Here is an 18,667-nt window from a genome sequence, read left to right as displayed (position 1 = left end):
ATCCCGAATGACAGGTGTCTCGATGATAGGACCAACAAGGCTCTCCCCGGAGCGAGACCGAACGCATCGCTTGCTCCGCTGGAGCAGGGCATTGGCAGCAGCCTGTCTGTGTATCGCCGCGCTGCTGCCGGCCCTGATGCTCGTCTATTGGTGGCTGACGCCGGCCGACGCAGTGTTCCGTCAGGCGGGCCTCGGCCTTTCTCCTCCTGCGGAGCTCGGACTTCCGGTGCGTCTCGCCGGATTCGCCTTTGCCATGGTCCCGCTGGCCGCTCTGGTACTTGGCCTCTTGAGCGCTCGGCGCTGTTTTGCCTGCTTCGCTGCCGGTCGCATCTTCTCCGCGGAAGCCGCGCGCGGCCTTCGTGGATTTGCGCTCGGCGTTGGCGCGTCGGCGCTGCTCAAGCCGCTTGCAGGCGCGGCACTCAGCCTTCTGCTAGGCGCAGCGTCGCCGGAGCAGACGCGGACCCTCGTGCTGAGCGTCGGGTCCGATACGCTGCTTTCGCTGCTTTTCGCGGTGATGGTCGCGATCGTCGCCTCGGTACTGGTCTCGGCGGCCGATATTGCTGCCGAAAACGAGCAGTTCGTCTAGGGAGCCCCGGCATGCCCATTCATGTCCGGCTGGCCGTCATGCTTGCCGAGCGCAATGTCACGTCGAAGGACCTGGCTGAATATGTCGGCATCACGGAAGCCAATCTTTCGCTGCTCAAGAATGGGCATGTGAAAGGCGTGCGCTTCGAGACCCTCGAGCGCATCTGCGACTTCCTCGATTGTCAGCCAGGCGACCTGATGCGCTACGAACGCGGAGAGTCAGGCAGGAGGTGAGCCCCGAGCGGCACTCTCCCAAGAGAGCTAGCGCGGCCTTGTTCCATGCCGCGCAAAAGCCGGTCCTCCCTCTCCAGGAAGAACGGCGGCCGGGCACGGGCGGGCCTACCCGCACGGATGCGCCGCTCTACTCGTACGCCTCGGGCAGCTGGTCGCGGCGGACGAGGTTCGAGAAGCGCGTCAACTCGGCCTCGAACTGGAGCTGCACCGTGCCGGTCGGGCCGTGGCGCTGCTTGCCCACGATCACTTCGGCGATGCCGGCGACCTGCTCCATCTCGGCCTGCCACTTGAAGAACTCCTCGGTGCCTTCCTTCGGCATCTTGCCCTTCAGGTAGTATTCGTCGCGATAGACGAACATCACCACGTCGGCGTCCTGCTCGATGGAGCCCGATTCGCGAAGGTCGGAGAGCTGCGGCCGCTTGTCGTCGCGTGTTTCGACCTGGCGTGAAAGCTGCGACAGCGCCAGAACGGGAACGCTCAGTTCCTTGGCGAGAGCCTTGAGGCCGGTGGTGATCTCGGTGATCTCCTGAACGCGATTCTCCGAGCCGCGCTTCGACGACCCCTGCAGCAGCTGCAGGTAGTCGATGATAAGGAGATCAAGTCCGCGCTGGCGCTTCAGCCGCCGCGCCCGCGCCGCGAGCTGGGCGATCGAGAGACCACCGGTCTGGTCAATATAGAAGGGAATTCGCGCCATCTCCCGCGAGGCGGCGACGATGCGCGCGAACTGGTGCTCGTCGATCGCGCCGCGCCGGATGCGCGAGGAGGAGACGCCCGAATGCTCGGCGACCATACGCGTCGCCAGCTGCTCGGCCGACATTTCCAGAGAGAAGAAGCCGACGATGCCGCCGTCCACCGTCTTGGTCGAGCCGTCCGGCTGAACCTCGCCACGATAGGCCCTGGCGATGTTGAAGCCGATATTGGTCGCAAGCGAGGATTTGCCCATCGCGGGACGGCCGGCGAGGATGATGAGGTCGGAGGGCTGCAAGCCGCCCATCTGGCGGTCGAGGTCGTCGAGGCCGGTGGCGAGGCCGGAGAGGTGGCCGTCGCGCTGGTAGGCGGCGCTCGCCATGTCGATGGCGGTCTTCAGCGATTCCTCGAACGAATGGAAGCCGCCGTCATAGCGGCCCGTCTCGGCCAGCGCGAACAGCCGCCGCTCGGCGTCCTCGATCTGGGCCTTGGGCGGCATGTCGATGGGCGCGTCGAAAGCGATGTTGACGACGTCCTCGCCGATGCCGATCAGCGCGCGGCGCAGCGCGAGATCGTAGATCGCGCGGCCATAGTCCTCGGCATTGATGATCGTCGTCGCCTCGGCGGCGAGGCGCGCCAGATACTGGGCGAGATTCATGTCGCCGATCGCGAGATCGGCAGGAAGGAAGGTCTTGAGCGTGACCGGCGTCGCCACCTTGTTGGCGCGGATCAGGCTGCCGGCGACCTCGAAGATCTGCCGGTGGATGGGTTCGTAGAGATGCACCGGCTCGAGGAAGTCCGAGACGCGGTAGAAGGCCTCGTTGTTGACGAGGATCGCGCCGAGCAGCGCCTGCTCGGCTTCGATATTGTGCGGCGGCTGGCGATAGAATTCGGTCGCCTGCTGCTGGAGCGCCCGTGCCGGACTATTCATCGCCTCGCCCTCGTTTTTCCCCAGGCGATTCATAGGCGCGATTGGGCCGGGACGCTCGCTAGATGAGTCAATCCCGCGGCCCGCGCCCCGATTCCCTCGCAATTAACAGTATGCCGATAAAGGCGCGGCATGCGCTTGTCCGTGGCCGAATCGCGACAGGCCGACCGATGCCGGCCGGTCGCCCGGCTTCATTCGCCGGCTATCTTCAGAGACGGCCGCTGGCCGGCGTTGTCGCGACGCCGGAGCGCCTCCTCTGCCTGCCAGATATAGTCGCGCGTCATCGGCAGCGCATGCTGGTCGCGCACGAACTGGATCTGGAAGTTCATCATGTCCTGATAGCGGAAGGCGGTCTCGGACGCGGCGAGATAGAACTCCCACATCAGACAGAAGCGCTCGTCATAGAGCTTCAGCGCCTCGGCGCGCCGCGCCATGAAGCGCAGCCGCCATTCGCGCAGCGTCTCAGCATAGTGCAGGCGCAGGATCTCGATATCGGTGACCTTGAGGCCAGCCCGCTCGATCTCCGGCAGCACCTCCGACAGGGCCGGGATATAGCCGCCGGGGAAGATGTATTTGTGGATCCAGGAATTGGTCTCGCCCGGCATGTCGAACCGGCCGATCGAGTGCAGAACCATGACGCCGTCATCGGTCAGCAGATTGCGCACCTGCTCGAAGAACTCGCGATAGTGACCGACGCCGACATGCTCGAACATGCCGACAGAGACGATTCGGTCGAAGCGCGTCGCGAGATGGCGGTAGTCCTTGAGCAGGAAGCGCGTCCGGTCGGAAAGCCCCCGCTCGGTGGCCCGCGCGTTGGAGACCTTGTGCTGTTCCTCCGACAGCGTGACGCCCGTAACGTCGATGTCGGCATGTTCGGCGAGATAGAGGCCGAGGCCGCCCCAGCCCGAACCGATGTCCAACACCTTCTGCCCAGGCCCCAGAGCGAGCTTGGCGGCAAGATGCCGCTTCTTCGCCACCTGCGCTTCCTCGAGCGAGGCATCCGCCGTCTCGAAATAGGCGCACGAATACTGCTGGTCCGGATCGAGGAACAGCGAATAGAGCCGTCCATCGAGATCATAGTGGTGGGCGACGTTCCGGCGCGCGCGGAAGGGCGTGTTCCACTGGCGGAAGCGGCGCGTTGCGACTCGGGCCTGATAGATGGCCTGCGCCACGAAGGATCGCCCGCCCGAGCCGATATTCTGCAGTACGACCGCGAGGAAGTCGTAGATCGTGCCCTGCTCGACCACGAAGTCGCCGTCCATGAAGGCCTCGCCGAGCTTGAGCTCGGGATTGAGGAACACGGCAAGTTCGGCCGAGGACGACTTTATTCGCACGCGGACCGTCTCGCCGGTGCCGTCGCCGAAGCGGTGCAGGCGGCCCTTGGCATCGATGAGCTCGAGCGAGCCCTTCTTCAGCACGCGGTCTATGTAGCTGGCGAGCAACCGGTTCATGGCGGGGATCCGTTGCCTAGGCGGCCCCGTTCACCGGGGTCGGTTTTGACTTGGGGACAGGACGGAATTGCTTCCTCTGTCGAATGTTAGCCCCGATTTTGCCACGATTACAAGTTGCTGGGCGACACACCTGCAGATGGTCGTGAGAATGCGAAAAGGGGCGCCCGGCCGTCGCCGGGCGCCCCTTCGAAAGGTAAGGCGTCCTTTGGGTTTGGCGAGGATTACTCCTCGCTCTCGCCCTCGGCTTCCAGAGCCTCCTCGTCCTCGAGCGGCTCAAGCTCGAAGGTCTCGCGGACGGTGAGATCCTCGCCGCGCGCCTGGCGCTCGGCCTCGTCGGCGCTGCGCGCGACGTTGATCGTGACGGTCGATTCGACTTCCGGATGCAGGGCGACGACGACTTCGTGCAGGCCGATCGTCTTGATCGGATGATCGAGCACGACCTGGTTGCGCGCGACCGCGAAGCCGGCCTCTGCGACCAGCTCGGCGATGTCGCGGCTCGACACCGAACCGTAGAGCTGGCCGGTCTCGCCCGCCTGGCGCACGACGATGAAGCTCTGGCCGTTCAGCTTCTCGGCGACGACGTCGGCTTCCTTCTTGCGCTCAAGGTTCCGCGCCTCGAGATGCACCTTCTGGCTCTCGAAATGCTTCTTGTTGGCCTCGGTGGCGCGGAGCGCCTTGCCCTGCGGCAGCAGGAAGTTGCGCGCATAGCCGTTCTTGACGTGCACGATCTCGCCCATCTGGCCGAGCTTGGCGACGCGTTCCAGCAGAATGACGTCCATGTCAGGTCTCCTTGATCGAATGGTTTGAAGGTCAGGATGCGGGGCCGGAGCCGCCGGCGTGGCGGAACCGGAACTGGAGAAGCGAATCGGCGATGCCGAGAAGCGCCGCGGCGATGATCGCCGGGGCGAAGATGAAGCTCGCCGCATAGACGAGCACCAGCAGCGCGACGCGGCCCGGACGGCCGCGCAGTAGCGCATGCAGCGCGCCATAGCCCGAGAGCGCGAAGGCGAGGGTGAAGGCACCCGAGAGCGCGACGGCGATCTGGCTGCCGATGCCGGGCAGCACGAAGGCCGCGAGAATGGCGATGCCGAGGACGGTTACCGCATGCTTCGGCATGGTCACGGTCCACATCGGCATCCATGGACGGGGCAGATGGCCGGACATGCGCGCAACATGACCGCCGAGCCACAGATTCATCACCGTGAAGGTGAGGGCACTGAAAGCGCTGATCGCCGGCAGCAGCGCAACCATGATGTCGATGACCTGCGCCGCCTCTGCCCGCGTCGTCGCATCGAGCGGCTCGCCGCCCGACTTCATCCATTCCTCGATCGCCAGCATCAGCTGCTTCGAGAAATCGGCCGGGTTCATGCCCATCAGCGGCAGAAGCACCACGACGCCGGCCGCGACGACCACGGCGATGCGTACCAGAGCCTGGGAGAGGGGAAACCACTCGACCTTGCCGTCTTCGCCGGCGGGACGCGACAGCCCGACGAGATGGGCGCCCCAGGCGACGGGGATGCCGAACATCGCGAGTTGGACGCCGCCGAACAGCGGACCGAACAGCGCAGCGATCACGACCGCTGCCGTCGCGGCAGCGGCGGCGCCGGCCCATGTGCCGAAGCCGAGCCCGGCAATGGCGATCGGAAGCGGTGACAGGAAATAGAGGGGGAGCGCGAGCGACGTTCCCGTCGCGATGCCGGCGAACAGCAGCGCGGCCGCGAGGCCGGCACCGAGGCCGATCAGGATGTTGCGCATCGTCATCGTGTCGCTGTCCCGCTCCTGGAGCGGTTAGAGACGGGTCGCGAGAAGCGCCCGCCCCAACCATGTCTCGCCTCCCGGCTCGGCGCCGGGAGGCCGCGTCGCATCGGCCGACAGGCGGCCGAACGCCTTACTTGATCACGTAGGGCAGGAGGCCGAGGAAGCGCGAACGCTTGATGGCCTGAGCCAGCTCGCGCTGCTTCTTCGCCGAGACGGCGGTGATGCGCGAGGGAACGATCTTGCCGCGCTCGGAAATGTAGCGCTGCAGCAGCCGCACGTCCTTGTAGTCGATCTTCGGCGCATTCGGGCCGGAGAACGGGCAGGTCTTGCGACGACGGAAGAAGGGACGGCGCGCGCCGCCACCGGTGCTCTGGGGAGCGCTGGAACCACCGAATTCAGACATTATTCAGCTCCACCTTCGCTGTCTTCGTTGCGCGGACGGCGCTCACCGCGGAAACCGCCGCGGTCGCCACCACGATCACCGCCGAAGCCGCCACGCGGACGGTCGCCACGGTCGCCGAAGCGGCCGCCGCGATCGCCGTCGCGGTCGTCGCGGTCACGCTTCTGGAGCATGGCCGACTGGCCTTCCTCGAGCGCCTCGACGCGGATGGTGAGAACGCGGAGGACGTCCTCGTTGATGCGCTGCTGACGCTCGAGCTCGGCCACGGCGGCGGCCGGGGCGTCGATGTTCATCAGCGTGTAGTGCGCCTTGCGGTTCTTGCGGATGCGGAACGCAACCGACTTGAGGCCCCACTGCTCGATCTTGCCGATCGAGCCGCCATTGGCCTCAATGATACCCTTGAACGTCTCCGTCAGCGTCTCGACCTGCTGGGCCGACACGTCCTGACGCGACAGGAACACGTGCTCGTAAAGAGGCATATTCGCCTTTCCCTGTTGGCCCCGGCGCCAAGCCTCACCGAAGCCTCCGGAAGGAAGGCGGTCGGTCGTACTTCGAGAGCGGAGACACGGGAAGACGGGATCCTGCGATCCCTGCGGCAAGCGCCGCCTTCCGTTCAACCCCCGGCCGGGTGTCATGCGACGGGCGGTGCATACAGCGGATCGACGCGAAACTCAAGGCGCGCGACGCGAATGCGCGGCGCCGTATCGGCCGAGACTTGGAGGCGGTGGTCGGTCGCGGTGACATGCGCCCGTGGCAGCCATGCGCGACTGAGGACTTTCGGTCTCATCAGGCGGCCTGATGAACCCATCACGCCAAGCCGTCTTTTCAATCGGTTCGGCCGGCGGCATAGTGCCGATCCTTCCGGCCGATCGCTATGGCTTGATCCCCGACGCCATCCCGCCGATCGACGCTTCATTTCGAGGATCCTATCGTGACCGACAGGGTTGCCGCCGTCCCCGCCTCGGCGGGTAGCACGCTCGCGCAGCGCACCTCCTTCGGCATCCTGGTCGCCATCAGCATGTCGCACATGCTGAACGATCTGATGCAGTCCGTGATCTCGGCAATCTATCCGATCCTGAAGGACGAGTTCGCACTCGACTTCAGCCAGATCGGACTGATCCAGCTCGTATTCCAGTGCACGGCCTCGATCCTGCAGCCGATCGTCGGCATTTACACCGACAAGAAGCCGATGCCCTTCTCGCTGCCGATCGGCATGGGCTGCACACTGGTCGGCCTCGTCCTGCTCGCGACAGCGGGCCACTATTCCGTGATCCTCCTGTCGGTCGCGCTGATCGGCCTCGGTTCCTCGATCTTCCACCCTGAATCCTCGCGCGTCGCGCGCATGGCCTCCGGCGGACGCCATGGCCTCGCGCAGTCGCTCTTCCAGGTTGGCGGCAATTTCGGATCGGCGATCGGGCCGCTGCTCGCTGCTTTCATTGTGCTGCCGCGCGGGCAGGGCGCCGTCGCCTGGTTCGCCCTCGCCGCGCTCGCCGGCATCATCATCCTGTCGCGTGTCGGCTTCTGGTATCGGGCCCAGCATCAGTCGGGCATCCACCGCAAGGGCGGGACGGCGGCGCATGTCATGCTGCCGCGGCCGATCATCGTCCGCTCGATCCTGATCCTGGCGGCGCTGATCTTCTCCAAGTTCTTCTACATGGCGGCGCTGTCGAGCTACTACACCTTCTATCTCATCGACACGTTCGGCGTGTCGGTGCGCGATTCGCAGCTGCTCCTCTTCGTCTTCCTTGGCGCCGTCGCCGCCGGGACGATCGCCGGCGGACCGATTGGCGACCGCTTCGGCCGCAAATTCGTCATCTGGTTCTCGATCCTCGGCGTGCTGCCGTTCACGCTGCTTCTGCCGCATGTGAACCTCGCCTGGACGGTGATCCTGTCGATCGTGATCGGCCTCGTCCTCTCCTCAGCCTTCTCGGCGATCATCGTCTATGCGCAGGAGCTGATCCCCGGAAAGGTCGGCCTCGTCTCTGGTCTCTTCTTCGGCTTCGCCTTCGGCATGGGCGGCATCGGCGCCGCGGCGCTGGGCGAACTGGCGGACCGCACCTCGATCGCCTTCGTTTTCCAGATCTGCGCTTTCCTGCCGCTGATTGGCCTGCTGACGGCCTTTCTGCCGAATATCGAGCCGCCGAAACGCCGCTGAGCCACTCCCTCGGGAATCGCTTGCTGCGCCGTGGTGGCCGTCCTCGGCGCGGTGAAGCCCCGCTCGATCGCCGTGATGCCGCGGAAGACCGCGGCAAGCTTGGCCATATCGTGCGGCAACGCGGCGACGGCTTCGGGTTGCTCGATGGACCACCCAGGCGATATCGCCCCAGGACTGCGAGGGCGGCGGCGCCTCGCTGAAAGCGAACGGGGCCGGCGCTGGTCCGACCCCGGTCGTCAAGTCGTCGCGTGCGGGCTCAGTTGTCGTAGGACGTCGTGCTTTCCCACTGCGAGGGGTCCTCGGAGAAGCCGATCGTCTTGTCGTCATTGACGGTGATGATCACCTTCTCGCCCGGGATGACGCCTTCGAGCAGGATCGGGTTGCTGACCTTGAACGAGCGGCCGTCCATGAGCGTGATCGCGCCGCTGCGGGCATCGAGCTGCCGCACCGTCCCCGAGTCGACGTCGACCGCATAGGCGGCGCCGGCCGAAGCGATGAAGCCCGCCAGGGGAAGTGCGAGAGCGAGGGTCTTCATGATGGTTCTCCAATCATCGATCCGTCCCGTCGCGTCATCCCGGTCCGGCGGCCGCAGAAGGATTGGCGGGCGGTCCGCGATGGCGTGTGGACGACTGTGATCTGAGGCCTCGATTGGGGCGCGCAAGCGACTTTCGGACGGATGAACGAAATTTAATAAGCTCAACATACTATCACGTTTCCGCGACGGCGACGGAAGCGTGCCGCAGCGCCGTAGCGGATGGCGGCCGGGCTTGACTTCGCGGCACGAAGGCGCGATTAGCCGCCGCCAAAGGCCGGGCGGGCGTCGCCGGCGACCATCGAGCCGGGAGCGCATTCTTGACGACAGCTCTGACATTTCCGGGCCAGGGTAGCCAGGCCGTCGGCATGGGCAAGGCGCTGGCGGAGGCCTATCCAGAGGCACGTGCCGTGTTCGACGAGGTCGACGATGCGCTGGGCGAGAAGCTCTCCGCCGTCATCTTCGAAGGCCCGATCGAGACCCTGACGCTGACCGCGAACGCCCAGCCGGCGCTGATGGCCGTGAGCCTCGCGGCGATGCGGGCGCTGGAGGCGAACGGTGTGACCGTGTCGGGTTCCGCCGCCTATGTCGCCGGTCACTCGCTCGGCGAGTATTCGGCGCTGGCCGCGGCGGGAAGCCTGTCGGTCGCGGAGGCCGCGCGCCTCCTTCGCATCCGCGGTTCGGCGATGCAGGCGGCGGTGCCGGTCGGCGAGGGCGCCATGGCGGCGCTGCTCGGCCTCGATTTCGAGACCGCGGTCGCCGTCGCCTCGGAAGCCGCCGAGGGGGATGTCTGCCAGGCTGCCAACGACAACGGCCCCGGTCAGGTCGTGATCTCCGGGTCGCGTGCCGCTATCGAGCGCGCGGTGGAGATCGCCAAGGCCAAGGGCGCCAAGCGGGCGCTGCTGCTGCCGGTGAGCGCGCCCTTCCATTGCGCCCTCATGCAGCCGGCCGCCGATGCGATGCGCGAGGCGCTGGCAGGCGTGCTCATCGCCCCGCCGGTGGTGCCACTCGTCGCCAATGTGCTCGCGGCTCCGATCTCAGATCCCGACGAGATCCGCGCCAGGCTTGTCGAGCAGGTGACCGGCATGGTGCGCTGGCGTGAGTCGGTCGGCTGGCTGGAGCAGGCCGGTACCGATCTCTTCGTCGAAATCGGCGCCGGCAAGGTGCTCTCCGGCCTGGCCAAGCGCATCGCGCCCGCCGCGCGGACCCTTTCGATCGGCACCCCCGACGACATCGCGGCAGGCCTGCCGCTTCTCGCCTGACGGCAGCAGCTCACACGCGCAAAGGAGTACCGCGATGTTCGATCTCACCGGCAAACGTGCCCTCGTGACGGGCGCGAGCGGCGGCATCGGCCGCGCCATCGCGGTGGCGCTGCATCGCCAGGGCGCCACTGTCGCGATCTCCGGCACGCGCCAGGAAGCCCTCGAGACGCTGGCAACGGAACTCGGCGAGCGCGTCCATGTCAGGACTTGCAATCTCTCGAAGGCGGACGATGTCGAGAGTCTCGTTCCCGCCGTCGAGGAGACCCTCGGTGGTCTCGATATTCTCGTGAACAATGCCGGCATCACCCGCGACATGCTGTTCGCCCGTCTCTCGGACGAGGCCTGGGGCGACGTTCTCGACGTCAATCTGACGGCGCCGTTCCGCCTGACTCGCGCTGCGCTTCGCGGCATGATGCGCCAGCGCTCCGGCCGCATCGTGAACATCACCTCGGTCGTCGCCGTCACCGGCAATGCCGGGCAGGGCAACTACACGGCCTCCAAGGCCGGCCTCATCGCGATGTCGAAGTCGCTGGCTCAGGAAGTCGCCGGCCGCAACATCACGGTGAACTGCGTCGCGCCCGGTTTCATCGAGACGGCGATGACCGACGTGCTGAACGAGAAGATTCGCGCGTCCATCCTCGAGCGCGTGCCGGCGAAGCGGCTCGGCAGCGGCGAGGACATCGCGGCGGCTGTCGTCTATCTCGCCTCCGAAGAGGCGGCTTACGTGACCGGCCAGACGCTGCATGTGAACGGCGGTATGGCTATGATCTGAAAAGCGAATCGGCGGTCGGTCCGGACCTGTCCCAAGCGCCTTCGGCAGCCTCCCGCGCCGCTGGTCAAGGGTTGGAAACTATGTTAGGACCGCCCTCTGATGGACGGGTTCTCCGCGGCGGAAGCGGCGGGGAAGCGGTGAGTTGACGATCGCGGGCAGAAGAGGCTCTCCTGGCCTTAGGCGGGGTCCTCGTGACGATATCGCGGTGCGTTTTCCGGGAGTGGGCTTTCAGGTCCATCTCCCGCGTGCGAGAAATCGCGTCGAGTGAAGTGACACGAACAGTCGAGGTTAGGACAAAATGAGCGATATCGCTGACCGGGTTAAGAAGATCGTGATCGAGCACCTCGGCGTCGACGCCGACAAGGTGACGGAAGGTGCGAGCTTCATCGACGACCTCGGCGCGGACAGCCTCGACACCGTCGAGCTCGTCATGGCTTTCGAGGAAGAGTTCGGCGTCGAGATCCCCGACGATGCCGCCGAGACGATCCTGACCGTCGGCGACGCGGTCAACTTCCTGGAGAAGAACGCCGGCTGATCCGGCGTCATCCAGTTTCCCCTCAGACAAAAAGAAACGGCGACCGGACCCTCGGGGTCCGGTTCGGGAGTTGCGCATGAGACGTGTCGTCGTCACCGGGATGGGTATGGTCACGCCGCTCGGTTGCGGTGTCGACGTCACGTGGTCGAACCTGCTCGCCGGAAAAAGCGGCGCCTCGCGCATCACCTCTTTCGAAGTCGACGATCTCGCCTGCCAGATCGCCTGCCGCGTTCCGCGCGGTGCGCTGTCGGACGGCGCTTATGATCCGAACGACTGGATGGAGGAGAAGGAGCAGCGCAAGGTCGACGAGTTCATCGTCTTCGCGATGGCCGCCGCCGACCAGGCCGTGCGCGATTCGGGCTGGCTTCCGACCGCCTATGAGGACCAGATCCGCACCGGCGTGCTGGTCGGCTCCGGCATCGGCGGCATCGAGGGCATCGTGGAGGCAGGGTATATCCTCCGCGACCGCGGCCCCCGTCGCGTTAGCCCCTTCTTCATTCCCGGCCGCCTCATCAATCTCGCCTCCGGCCAGATCTCGATCCGCTTCGGCTTCAAAGGCCCGAATCACGCCGTGGTCACGGCCTGCTCGACCGGCGCGCACGCGATCGGTGATGCGGCCCGGCTGATTGCGCTCGACGATGCCGACGTCATGATCGCTGGCGGCACGGAAAGCCCGATCTCGCGCATCTCGCTGGCCGGCTTCGCGGCCTGCAAGGCGTTGTCGACCGGCTACAACGATCGTCCCGAGGAGGCGTCGCGTCCCTATGACAAGGACCGCGACGGCTTCGTGATGGGCGAGGGTGCCGGCATCGTGGTGCTCGAGGAGCGCGAGCATGCGCTCGCCCGCGGCGCCAAGATCTATGGCGAGGTGATCGGCTATGGCCTTTCCGGCGACGCCTATCACATCACCGCGCCTGCGCCGGATGGCGATGGCGCCTATCGCTGCGTGCAGGCCGCGCTGAAGCGGGCGGGTATCGCCCCCTCCGATGTCGATTATGTCAACGCGCATGGCACATCGACCATGGCGGACGGCATCGAGCTTGCGGCTGTGGAGCGCGTGCTGGGCAATGCCGCGGCCGAGGTATCCATGTCGTCGACCAAATCGGCGACCGGCCATCTGCTCGGCGCCGCCGGCGCGATCGAGGCGATCTTCTCCCTTCTCGCCATTCGCGACAATGTCGCGCCGCCGACCATCAATCTCGACAATCCCGCCTACGAGACGCCGATCGACCTCGTCCCGAAGGTCGCGCGCAAGCGCAAGATCGACGTCGCGCTCTCGAACTCGTTCGGCTTCGGCGGCACCAATGCATCGCTGGTCTTCCGCCGGCATGACGGCTGAGCGGAGCGGCGCAGCGGGCATCGCCCGCGCTTTCGCCATATTCCTCCCTAAAGTCGCGCGATCGGCCGATACGGGCTGGAGCGGCCGGCAATCAAGGTGCGGGGTGTGATGAACGACGCGCAGCCGACAGGCGAGGGCGCCGACAAGGCCGCCGAGCCGGCCCGAGGAAAGTCTCGCGCGGCAGGAGCCAGCCGGATCAATCCGAAGAGCCCCAGCGACGCGCTGCGTCCCGAGCGTGCGCCAGGCCCGCCGCCTCGCTCGCAGCAGGCGCGCCACCCGATCGTCATGATCATGAATTTCGCGATGACGATCATCGTCGTCAGCGTGCTCGGTGCTGCGGGTCTCTTCTTCTTCGGCAAGATGCGCTTCGAGGAGCGCAGCCATTTCGACCAGCCGCGCACCGTCCTGATCGACCGGGGCACGGGTCTGCGCGATATCGCCGAGATCCTGCACGAGCGTGGGCTCATATCCTCGAAGTGGATTTTCGTGGCCGGCGTCGAATTCTCGCGCGAGCGCGACAATCTCAAGGCCGGCGAATATCTGATCCCCGCCCACGCCAGCATGCGCGACATCATGAATGCGCTCGTGAGCGGCAAGGGCATCGTCTATTCGATCAGCATCCCCGAGGGACTGACGAGCGAGCAGATCGTCGACAAGCTCAACGCCGATCCGGTCCTGATCGGCACCATCGAGACGGTACCGCCGGAAGGCACTCTGCTCCCCGATACCTATCGCTACACGCGCGGCGACAGCAGGCAGGGCATCATCGATCGTATGGAGCGGGAGCACGACCGGGTCGTGGCGACGGTCTGGGCCGGCCGCGACAAGGACCTGCCCGTCCAGTCGCCGGAAGAACTCGTGACGCTCGCCTCGATCGTCGAGAAGGAGACCGGCATCGCCGACGAGCGCAGCCGCGTCGCGGCCGTTTTCATCAATCGCCTCAAGCAGAACATGCGCCTGCAGTCGGATCCGACGGTCATCTATGGCGTCTATGGCGGAGCCGGACTGCCGCAGGGCGCCGCGATCAAGCGCAGCGACCTTGATGCCGAGAACGACTACAACACCTACAAGATCGCAGGTCTGCCGAAGGGACCGATCGCCAATCCCGGCCGCGCTTCGCTGGCGGCTGCGGCCAATCCCTCGCGCACCAAGGACCTCTATTTCGTCGCGGACGGAACCGGGGGCCACGCCTTCGCGGAAAACTACCAGGACCACCGCAAGAACGTCGCCCGCTATCGCGCGCTGATGGCCGATCAGAAGGCGGGAGCCGATGCCGCCGATGGCGATGCCGCACCAGCCGGCACGGGACCCGGCGACCAGGAGGCGGATCCGACCGACGCCGCGCCTCAGCCACCCGCGAATGGCGGCGGAGCCAAGAAGCCGAAGGCCGGCACGCAGCAGGATTGAGCGCGCCCAGCCAACCAGCGGCTCCCTTGAGGCAGAGGGCGGCTGCGACTATGGTCGCCGCTTTCGGGGCAGGGGCGAGCGGATCGGGATGATCGCATGACGCTTATGAGCATGACCGGCTTCGCCCGCAGCACGGGCGCCGGCCTCGGCTACCGCTGGACGTTCGAGATCCGCAGCGTCAACGGCAAGGGGCTCGACATTCGCCTGCGCCTTCCCGCCGGCATCGACACGATCGAGCCGGCGCTGCGCGAGCGGCTCGGAGCTCGCCTCCAGCGCGGCAGTGTCCAGGTGTCGCTCGCCCTTCAGGCCGAGGCCAGCGCCTCGCAGCTCCGCGTGAACGAGCCGCTACTCGAGCAGGTGATGGCGCTTGCCAAGCGCATCGGCAGCCGCATCGACGCCGCTCCGGTGAGCGTGGACGGCCTGCTCGCCATCCGCGGTGTCCTCGAGGTCGTGGATGCCGAGGACGACCCGGAGAAGCTGGCCGAACTGGCGCGACTCCTCATCGCCGAATTCGAGCGCACGCTCGACGATCTCGTTGCGGCCCGCGCCCGGGAGGGCTCGGCCATCGGCGCCGTTCTTGCAACGCGCCTCGCCGAGATCGACCTTTTGCGCCAGAAGGCCGAGGAAGCGCCAGCCCGCACGCCCGACGCGATCCGCCGCCGTCTCGCCGATCAGGTGGCGGCGCTTCTCGACGCCTCGCCGGCCTTCGACCCGGATCGCCTTCACCAGGAAGCGGCGCTGATTGCGACCCGCGCCGATATCCGCGAGGAACTCGACCGTCTCGCTGCCCATGTCGCCGCGGCCTCGGCCCTTCTCGCGGAAGGCGGCCCGGTTGGCCGCAAGCTCGATTTCCTCGCGCAGGAATTCAACCGCGAGACCAATACGCTCTGCGCCAAGGCCAATGACCGGTCGCTGACGGCTATCGGCCTCGATCTCAAATCGGCGGTCGACCAACTGCGCGAGCAGATCCAGAACCTCGAATAGGAAAGAGGCCGCGTCCCGATGTCCGTCCCCGCCAAGCCGCAGCGCCGCGGCCTGATGCTCGTGCTGTCCTCGCCCTCGGGCGCCGGCAAGTCCACGATCGCGCGTCATCTGATGGAGGACAAGGACATCGTCCTGTCGGTTTCGGTGACGACACGTGGTCGCCGGCCGAGCGAGATCGACGGCGTCCACTACCACTTCATCGACAAGAAGAAGTTCGAGCGGATGCGCGACCAGGGCGATCTGCTCGAATGGGCCGAAGTGCACGGCAACTGCTACGGCACGCCGCGCGAGCCCGTCGAGCTGGCGCTTTCGGGCGGCAAGGACGTTCTCTTCGACATCGACTGGCAGGGCGCCGACCAGGTCGCCAGCGCGATGCCGGAAGACCTCGTGCGCATCTTCGTGCTCCCGCCGACCATGCGCGAGCTGGCGGCGCGGCTGGAGCGGCGTGCGGAGGATACGGCCGAGGTCATCGCCAAGCGGCTCGCCAATGCCCGCGCCGAGATCGAGCACTGGCGCGACTATGACTATGTGATCATCAACAAGGATCTCCAGACCTCGCTCGAGAAGGCCCGCGCCATCCTTTATGCCGAGCGGATGCGCCGCGCCCGCGACACCTATCTCGAGAGCTTCGTCGCCGGTCTGCTTGCCGAGACCTGAACGCGCGTCGGTATCGCGGACATCGGTTCCTCATGCTATGGTTGCCGTCGCCTCTTTTGCGGGAGGGGACAATGCATGCGAGTGCCGTCGACATCGCCATGCGGGCCATCAGCGGCCATCTCGTGGCGCGCTGTATGCAGGTCGTCGCCGAGGTGGGAATTGCCGATCATCTCGGGCATGAGCCGTCAGGCGCAGAAATTCTCGCCGCGCGGGCGGGCGTCGATGCCGACGCGCTGAACCGGATCCTGCGGCTCCTCGTGGCGCATGGCGTGTTCGACGCGAGTCCCGAGGGCTATCGCCACACCGACGCCTCGCGCCTGTTGCGATCAGACCATCCGCGTAGCCTCCGCCCTTATGCGCGGATGCTCGGAGCGGAATGGCAATGGCGGTCCGTCGGCGCGCTGAATCATGCCCTGGCTACCGGCGAGACGGGTATCCGCCACGTGTTCGGCACCGAGAGCTTCGACTACCTCGCCGCTCATCCTGAGGCATCGGCGATCTTCGACGCCGCCATGGCAAGCCGCGCCAGCATCGACACGGCGAGCGTGGTCGAAGCGGGGGACTTTTCACGATTCGCGGTGATCGCCGATATCGGCGGCGGGAACGGTTCTCTGTTGCGGGCCGTCCTGGAAGCGGCGCCGGCAAGCCGTGGTGTCCTGTTCGATCTGCCCCATGTCGTGGCCGCCGCGGCGCCGGCCGAGCGCATCACGGTGGTCAGCGGCAGCTTCTTCGACGACCCGTTGCCGAGCGCCGACGCCTATCTGCTCCGCCGGATCCTGCACGACTGGCAGGATGGCGAGGCCCATCGGATTCTCGCCGCGATCCGCGCGGCCGCCGATCCGGGCGCGCGTGTCCTCATCATCGAGGCGCCACTGCCGGACGGAAACGAGCCGCATCCGGCCAAGGGGCTGGACATCGTGATGCTCGCCGTCGTCGGGGGCCGCGAGCGCAACCTCGACGAATACCGGTCGCTCCTGCAAGGGGCGGGGTTCCGCTGGATCGGCGCGACGTCGACGCCGTCCGGCACGGCTCTGATCGAGGCTGAGGCAACCTAGCTGGCGGCGTCGGCGGTCTTGTTTGCGAGGCCGTTGGCGAGGCGGACAAAGCCGGCGACGTCGATCTCCTCGGCACGCGCCGTCTCGGGTATTCCCGCCGCGGCGAGCAGCGGCAACGGGTCGGTGCCGAGCGACTTGAGGCTCTGGCGCAGCATCTTGCGCCGCTGGCCGAAGGCGGCTGCGGTGACTCGCTCCACGGCCTTGAGATCGGCGGGGAGGGGGTTGCGGCGCGGGATCATCTGCACGACCGAAGAGGTCACCTTCGGCGGCGGCGTGAAGGCCTTCGGTGAAATGTCGAACAGGATATGCGCCTCGGTCCGCCACCCGGCCATGACGCCTAGCCGGCCATAGGCGTCGTCGTCCGGCGTCGCAACGATGCGCTCCGCCACCTCGCGCTGAAACATCAGCGTCAGGCTCTCGTAGAAGGGAGGCCAGGGCTCGGCCTGCAGCCAGCCGATGAGAAGTGGCGTCGCGATGTTGTAGGGGAGGTTGGCCACAATCTTCACCCGGCCGCTGGCGAGCGCCGCCATGTCGGTCGCGAGCGCATCGCCTTCGATGATCTCGAGCCGGCCGGGATGATGCGCGGCAATCTCCTCGAGAGCGGCGATGCAGCGGCGGTCGCGCTCGATGGCGATCACGCGCGTTGCGCCCTCGCTGAGCAGGGCCCGCGTCAATCCGCCAGGTCCGGGACCGACCTCGATCACCGTGACGCCTTCAAGCGGGCCAGCGGCACGGGCGATGCGGCCGGTCAGGTTGAGATCGAGCAGGAAGTTCTGGCCGAGCGATTTCAGCGCGTTGAGGCCATGCGCGGCGATGACGTCGCGCAGCGGCGGCAGTCCGTCGGCAGCGTTCACGCGCTCATCCGCGGCGCTTCGGTGCCAGAGGTCTGAGCCGCGATATAAGCGGCCTCGTGCGCCGCGAGTTCGTCGGCGAGGCGAAGCGCCGCCACGAGGCTGGAGAAGTCGGCCGTCCCCGTCCCGGCGATGTCGAACGCCGTTCCGTGGTCGGGCGACGTGCGAATGAAGGGAAGGCCGAGCGTGACGTTCACCGTCTCGGAGAAGGCGACCGTCTTGGTCGGGATCAACGCCTGATCGTGGTACATGCAGAGCGCGACGTCGTACCGCGCGCGCGCGGCGCTGTGGAACATCGTGTCGGGCGCCAATGGGCCGAAGGCGTCGATGCCCTCCTGCTTCATGCGCTCCACCGCCGGCCGGATAACGGCATCGTCTTCCGTTCCCATCACGCCGCCTTCACCGGCGTGCGGATTGAGGCCTGCGACCGCAATGCGAGGTCGAGGGTAGCCGAAGCGGCGGCGCATGTCGCGATCGATGGTCCGCCCCGTCGCGAGCAGCAGTTCCTCGGTGAGAAGACCGGGCACGGCAGAGATCGGAACGTGGATCGTGGCCGGAACGCAGCGAAGGCCGGGGCCGGCGAGCATCATGACCGGCCTTGCGGGTTGTCCGCTCCAGGCGGCCGAGAGCATGCCGAGAAACTCGGTATGGCCGGGATGCTGGAAACCGGCCTCGACAAGAGCCTTCTTATTGATCGGATTGGTGACCACGGCCGCTGCGGAGCCGGCCCGGACATCGGCAACGGCGCGGGCGATCGCCTCGATCACGCCCTGCGCGGCAGCGCGGTCGGGCCGCCCGGGCTCGGCATGGGTGCGTGTCTCCAGCCGGACGACCGGCAGGGCCCGCTCGAAAGCTTCGGCAGCCTCGCCTGGCGCGACGACTTCGATCGGCACGTCGATGCCGATGCGCGCCGCGCGGGCGGCGAGCGCATCGGGGTCAGCGAGACAGTAGAAATAGGGAAGCTCGCGCTCGCGGCGCGCCGACCAGGCCGCGAGCGTCACGTCGGGGCCGATGCCAGCGGGCTCGCCCATCGTGAGGACGAGCGGACGTGTCGCCTTCGATCGATCCATGGCGA

Annotated in this window: 20 protein-coding genes; 11 read left to right on the top strand and 9 right to left on the bottom strand. The window is 66.7% G+C overall.

Features of this window, described 5'->3' with window-relative positions:
- Positions 1-70: 70 nt before the first annotated feature.
- Positions 71-586 carry a DUF2975 domain-containing protein gene (locus tag QO015_RS04365; RefSeq protein ID WP_266281210.1) on the top strand — a complete coding sequence of 172 codons (516 nt, stop codon included), beginning with the start codon at positions 71-73 and terminating at the stop codon, positions 584-586.
- A gap of 11 nt (positions 587-597) precedes the next feature.
- On the top strand, positions 598-819 hold the full coding sequence (locus QO015_RS04360; protein WP_266281211.1) for a helix-turn-helix domain-containing protein: 222 nt from the start codon (positions 598-600) through the stop codon (positions 817-819).
- 127 nt (positions 820-946) lie between these two features.
- Here QO015_RS04360 and QO015_RS04355 read toward each other — a convergent pair whose 3' ends face one another.
- The 6 genes from QO015_RS04355 to rpsF form a co-directional block, all read right to left on the bottom strand.
- Entirely contained in the window at positions 947-2,437 is a 1,491-nt protein-coding gene (locus QO015_RS04355; protein WP_266281212.1) for a replicative DNA helicase, read from the bottom strand.
- Positions 2,438-2,625: 188 nt separating this feature from the next.
- The gene (locus tag QO015_RS04350) at positions 2,626-3,885 is read right to left on the bottom strand and encodes a cyclopropane fatty acid synthase (protein ID WP_266281214.1); all 1,260 of its coding nucleotides are present in this window, start codon (positions 3,883-3,885) and stop codon (positions 2,626-2,628) included.
- Between the two features lie 221 nt (positions 3,886-4,106).
- Positions 4,107-4,664: a 50S ribosomal protein L9 gene (rplI, locus tag QO015_RS04345; RefSeq protein ID WP_266281216.1), complete on the bottom strand. Its 558-nt coding sequence runs from the start codon at positions 4,662-4,664 to the stop codon at positions 4,107-4,109.
- A gap of 31 nt (positions 4,665-4,695) precedes the next feature.
- Positions 4,696-5,646: a DUF2232 domain-containing protein gene (locus QO015_RS04340; protein ID WP_266281217.1), complete on the bottom strand. Its 951-nt coding sequence runs from the start codon at positions 5,644-5,646 to the stop codon at positions 4,696-4,698.
- Positions 5,647-5,773: 127 nt separating this feature from the next.
- On the bottom strand, positions 5,774-6,046 hold the full coding sequence (gene rpsR, locus QO015_RS04335) for a 30S ribosomal protein S18 (RefSeq protein WP_266281218.1): 273 nt from the start codon (positions 6,044-6,046) through the stop codon (positions 5,774-5,776).
- Positions 6,046-6,522: a 30S ribosomal protein S6 gene (gene rpsF, locus QO015_RS04330; RefSeq protein ID WP_266281219.1), complete on the bottom strand. Its 477-nt coding sequence runs from the start codon at positions 6,520-6,522 to the stop codon at positions 6,046-6,048. The genes rpsR and rpsF overlap by 1 nt, the downstream gene beginning before the upstream one ends.
- A gap of 539 nt (positions 6,523-7,061) precedes the next feature.
- Here rpsF and QO015_RS04325 point away from each other — a divergent pair.
- On the top strand, positions 7,062-8,198 hold the full coding sequence (locus QO015_RS04325) for an MFS transporter (RefSeq protein WP_266282466.1): 1,137 nt from the start codon (positions 7,062-7,064) through the stop codon (positions 8,196-8,198).
- A gap of 256 nt (positions 8,199-8,454) precedes the next feature.
- Here QO015_RS04325 and QO015_RS04320 read toward each other — a convergent pair whose 3' ends face one another.
- The gene (locus QO015_RS04320; RefSeq protein ID WP_266281220.1) at positions 8,455-8,733 is read right to left on the bottom strand and encodes a DUF1344 domain-containing protein; all 279 of its coding nucleotides are present in this window, start codon (positions 8,731-8,733) and stop codon (positions 8,455-8,457) included.
- A gap of 317 nt (positions 8,734-9,050) precedes the next feature.
- Between QO015_RS04320 and fabD the strand changes: the two genes are divergently transcribed.
- From fabD to QO015_RS04280, 8 genes are all read left to right on the top strand, one after another.
- Positions 9,051-9,992: an ACP S-malonyltransferase gene (gene fabD, locus QO015_RS04315; protein ID WP_266281221.1), complete on the top strand. Its 942-nt coding sequence runs from the start codon at positions 9,051-9,053 to the stop codon at positions 9,990-9,992.
- 34 nt (positions 9,993-10,026) lie between these two features.
- Complete coding sequence (gene fabG, locus QO015_RS04310; RefSeq protein WP_266281222.1) at positions 10,027-10,764, top strand: 3-oxoacyl-[acyl-carrier-protein] reductase; 738 nt, start codon at positions 10,027-10,029, stop codon at positions 10,762-10,764.
- 298 nt (positions 10,765-11,062) lie between these two features.
- Positions 11,063-11,299 carry an acyl carrier protein gene (locus QO015_RS04305; protein ID WP_224572587.1) on the top strand — a complete coding sequence of 79 codons (237 nt, stop codon included), beginning with the start codon at positions 11,063-11,065 and terminating at the stop codon, positions 11,297-11,299.
- A 76-nt stretch (positions 11,300-11,375) separates the two neighbouring features.
- Complete coding sequence (fabF, locus tag QO015_RS04300) at positions 11,376-12,638, top strand: beta-ketoacyl-ACP synthase II (protein WP_266281223.1); 1,263 nt, start codon at positions 11,376-11,378, stop codon at positions 12,636-12,638.
- 108 nt (positions 12,639-12,746) lie between these two features.
- Positions 12,747-14,045, top strand: a complete 1,299-nt coding sequence (mltG, locus tag QO015_RS04295; RefSeq protein ID WP_266281225.1) for an endolytic transglycosylase MltG — start codon at positions 12,747-12,749, stop codon at positions 14,043-14,045.
- Positions 14,046-14,141: 96 nt separating this feature from the next.
- Positions 14,142-15,029 (top strand): YicC/YloC family endoribonuclease, encoded by an 888-nt coding sequence (locus tag QO015_RS04290; protein WP_266281227.1) that lies wholly within the window; start codon positions 14,142-14,144, stop codon positions 15,027-15,029.
- An 18-nt stretch (positions 15,030-15,047) separates the two neighbouring features.
- Positions 15,048-15,686 (top strand): guanylate kinase, encoded by a 639-nt coding sequence (gene gmk / locus QO015_RS04285; RefSeq protein ID WP_266281228.1) that lies wholly within the window; start codon positions 15,048-15,050, stop codon positions 15,684-15,686.
- A 71-nt stretch (positions 15,687-15,757) separates the two neighbouring features.
- On the top strand, positions 15,758-16,741 hold the full coding sequence (locus tag QO015_RS04280) for a methyltransferase (protein ID WP_266281229.1): 984 nt from the start codon (positions 15,758-15,760) through the stop codon (positions 16,739-16,741).
- On the opposite strand, the gene rsmA is transcribed toward QO015_RS04280, so the two are convergent.
- Complete coding sequence (gene rsmA, locus QO015_RS04275) at positions 16,738-17,595, bottom strand: 16S rRNA (adenine(1518)-N(6)/adenine(1519)-N(6))-dimethyltransferase RsmA (RefSeq protein ID WP_266281230.1); 858 nt, start codon at positions 17,593-17,595, stop codon at positions 16,738-16,740. The genes QO015_RS04280 and rsmA overlap by 4 nt on opposite strands.
- The gene (pdxA, locus tag QO015_RS04270; protein WP_266281231.1) at positions 17,592-18,662 is read right to left on the bottom strand and encodes a 4-hydroxythreonine-4-phosphate dehydrogenase PdxA; all 1,071 of its coding nucleotides are present in this window, start codon (positions 18,660-18,662) and stop codon (positions 17,592-17,594) included. Before pdxA ends, rsmA begins: the two co-directional genes overlap by 4 nt.
- Positions 18,663-18,667 lie beyond the last annotated feature (5 nt).

The organism is Kaistia geumhonensis (assembly GCF_030815145.1).
Classification (GTDB): domain Bacteria; phylum Pseudomonadota; class Alphaproteobacteria; order Rhizobiales; family Kaistiaceae; genus Kaistia; species Kaistia geumhonensis.
The sequence above is the reverse complement of the archived record's forward strand: the minus strand, read 5'-3'. Positions and strand labels throughout refer to the sequence as shown.

Bases quoted from the DNA above. Each gene is read 5' to 3' on its own strand.
- rpsR (WP_266281218.1), bottom strand. From the start codon at position 6,046: ATGTCTGAATTCGGTGGTTCCAGCGCTCCCCAGAGCACCGGTGGCGGC.
- QO015_RS04355 (WP_266281212.1), bottom strand. From the start codon at position 2,437: ATGAATAGTCCGGCACGGGCGCTCCAGCAGCAGGCGACCGAATTCTAT.
- QO015_RS04305 (WP_224572587.1), top strand. From the start codon at position 11,063: ATGAGCGATATCGCTGACCGGGTTAAGAAGATCGTGATCGAGCACCTC.
- rplI (WP_266281216.1), bottom strand. From the start codon at position 4,664: ATGGACGTCATTCTGCTGGAACGCGTCGCCAAGCTCGGCCAGATGGGC.
- rpsF (WP_266281219.1), bottom strand. From the start codon at position 6,522: ATGCCTCTTTACGAGCACGTGTTCCTGTCGCGTCAGGACGTGTCGGCC.
- fabF (WP_266281223.1), top strand. From the start codon at position 11,376: ATGAGACGTGTCGTCGTCACCGGGATGGGTATGGTCACGCCGCTCGGT.
- gmk (WP_266281228.1), top strand. From the start codon at position 15,048: ATGTCCGTCCCCGCCAAGCCGCAGCGCCGCGGCCTGATGCTCGTGCTG.
- QO015_RS04340 (WP_266281217.1), bottom strand. From the start codon at position 5,646: ATGACGATGCGCAACATCCTGATCGGCCTCGGTGCCGGCCTCGCGGCC.
- QO015_RS04350 (WP_266281214.1), bottom strand. From the start codon at position 3,885: ATGAACCGGTTGCTCGCCAGCTACATAGACCGCGTGCTGAAGAAGGGC.
- QO015_RS04280 (WP_266281229.1), top strand. From the start codon at position 15,758: ATGCATGCGAGTGCCGTCGACATCGCCATGCGGGCCATCAGCGGCCAT.
- pdxA (WP_266281231.1), bottom strand. From the start codon at position 18,662: ATGGATCGATCGAAGGCGACACGTCCGCTCGTCCTCACGATGGGCGAG.
- QO015_RS04320 (WP_266281220.1), bottom strand. From the start codon at position 8,733: ATGAAGACCCTCGCTCTCGCACTTCCCCTGGCGGGCTTCATCGCTTCG.
- QO015_RS04290 (WP_266281227.1), top strand. From the start codon at position 14,142: ATGACGCTTATGAGCATGACCGGCTTCGCCCGCAGCACGGGCGCCGGC.
- fabG (WP_266281222.1), top strand. From the start codon at position 10,027: ATGTTCGATCTCACCGGCAAACGTGCCCTCGTGACGGGCGCGAGCGGC.
- mltG (WP_266281225.1), top strand. From the start codon at position 12,747: ATGAACGACGCGCAGCCGACAGGCGAGGGCGCCGACAAGGCCGCCGAG.
- QO015_RS04325 (WP_266282466.1), top strand. From the start codon at position 7,062: ATGTCGCACATGCTGAACGATCTGATGCAGTCCGTGATCTCGGCAATC.
- QO015_RS04360 (WP_266281211.1), top strand. From the start codon at position 598: ATGCCCATTCATGTCCGGCTGGCCGTCATGCTTGCCGAGCGCAATGTC.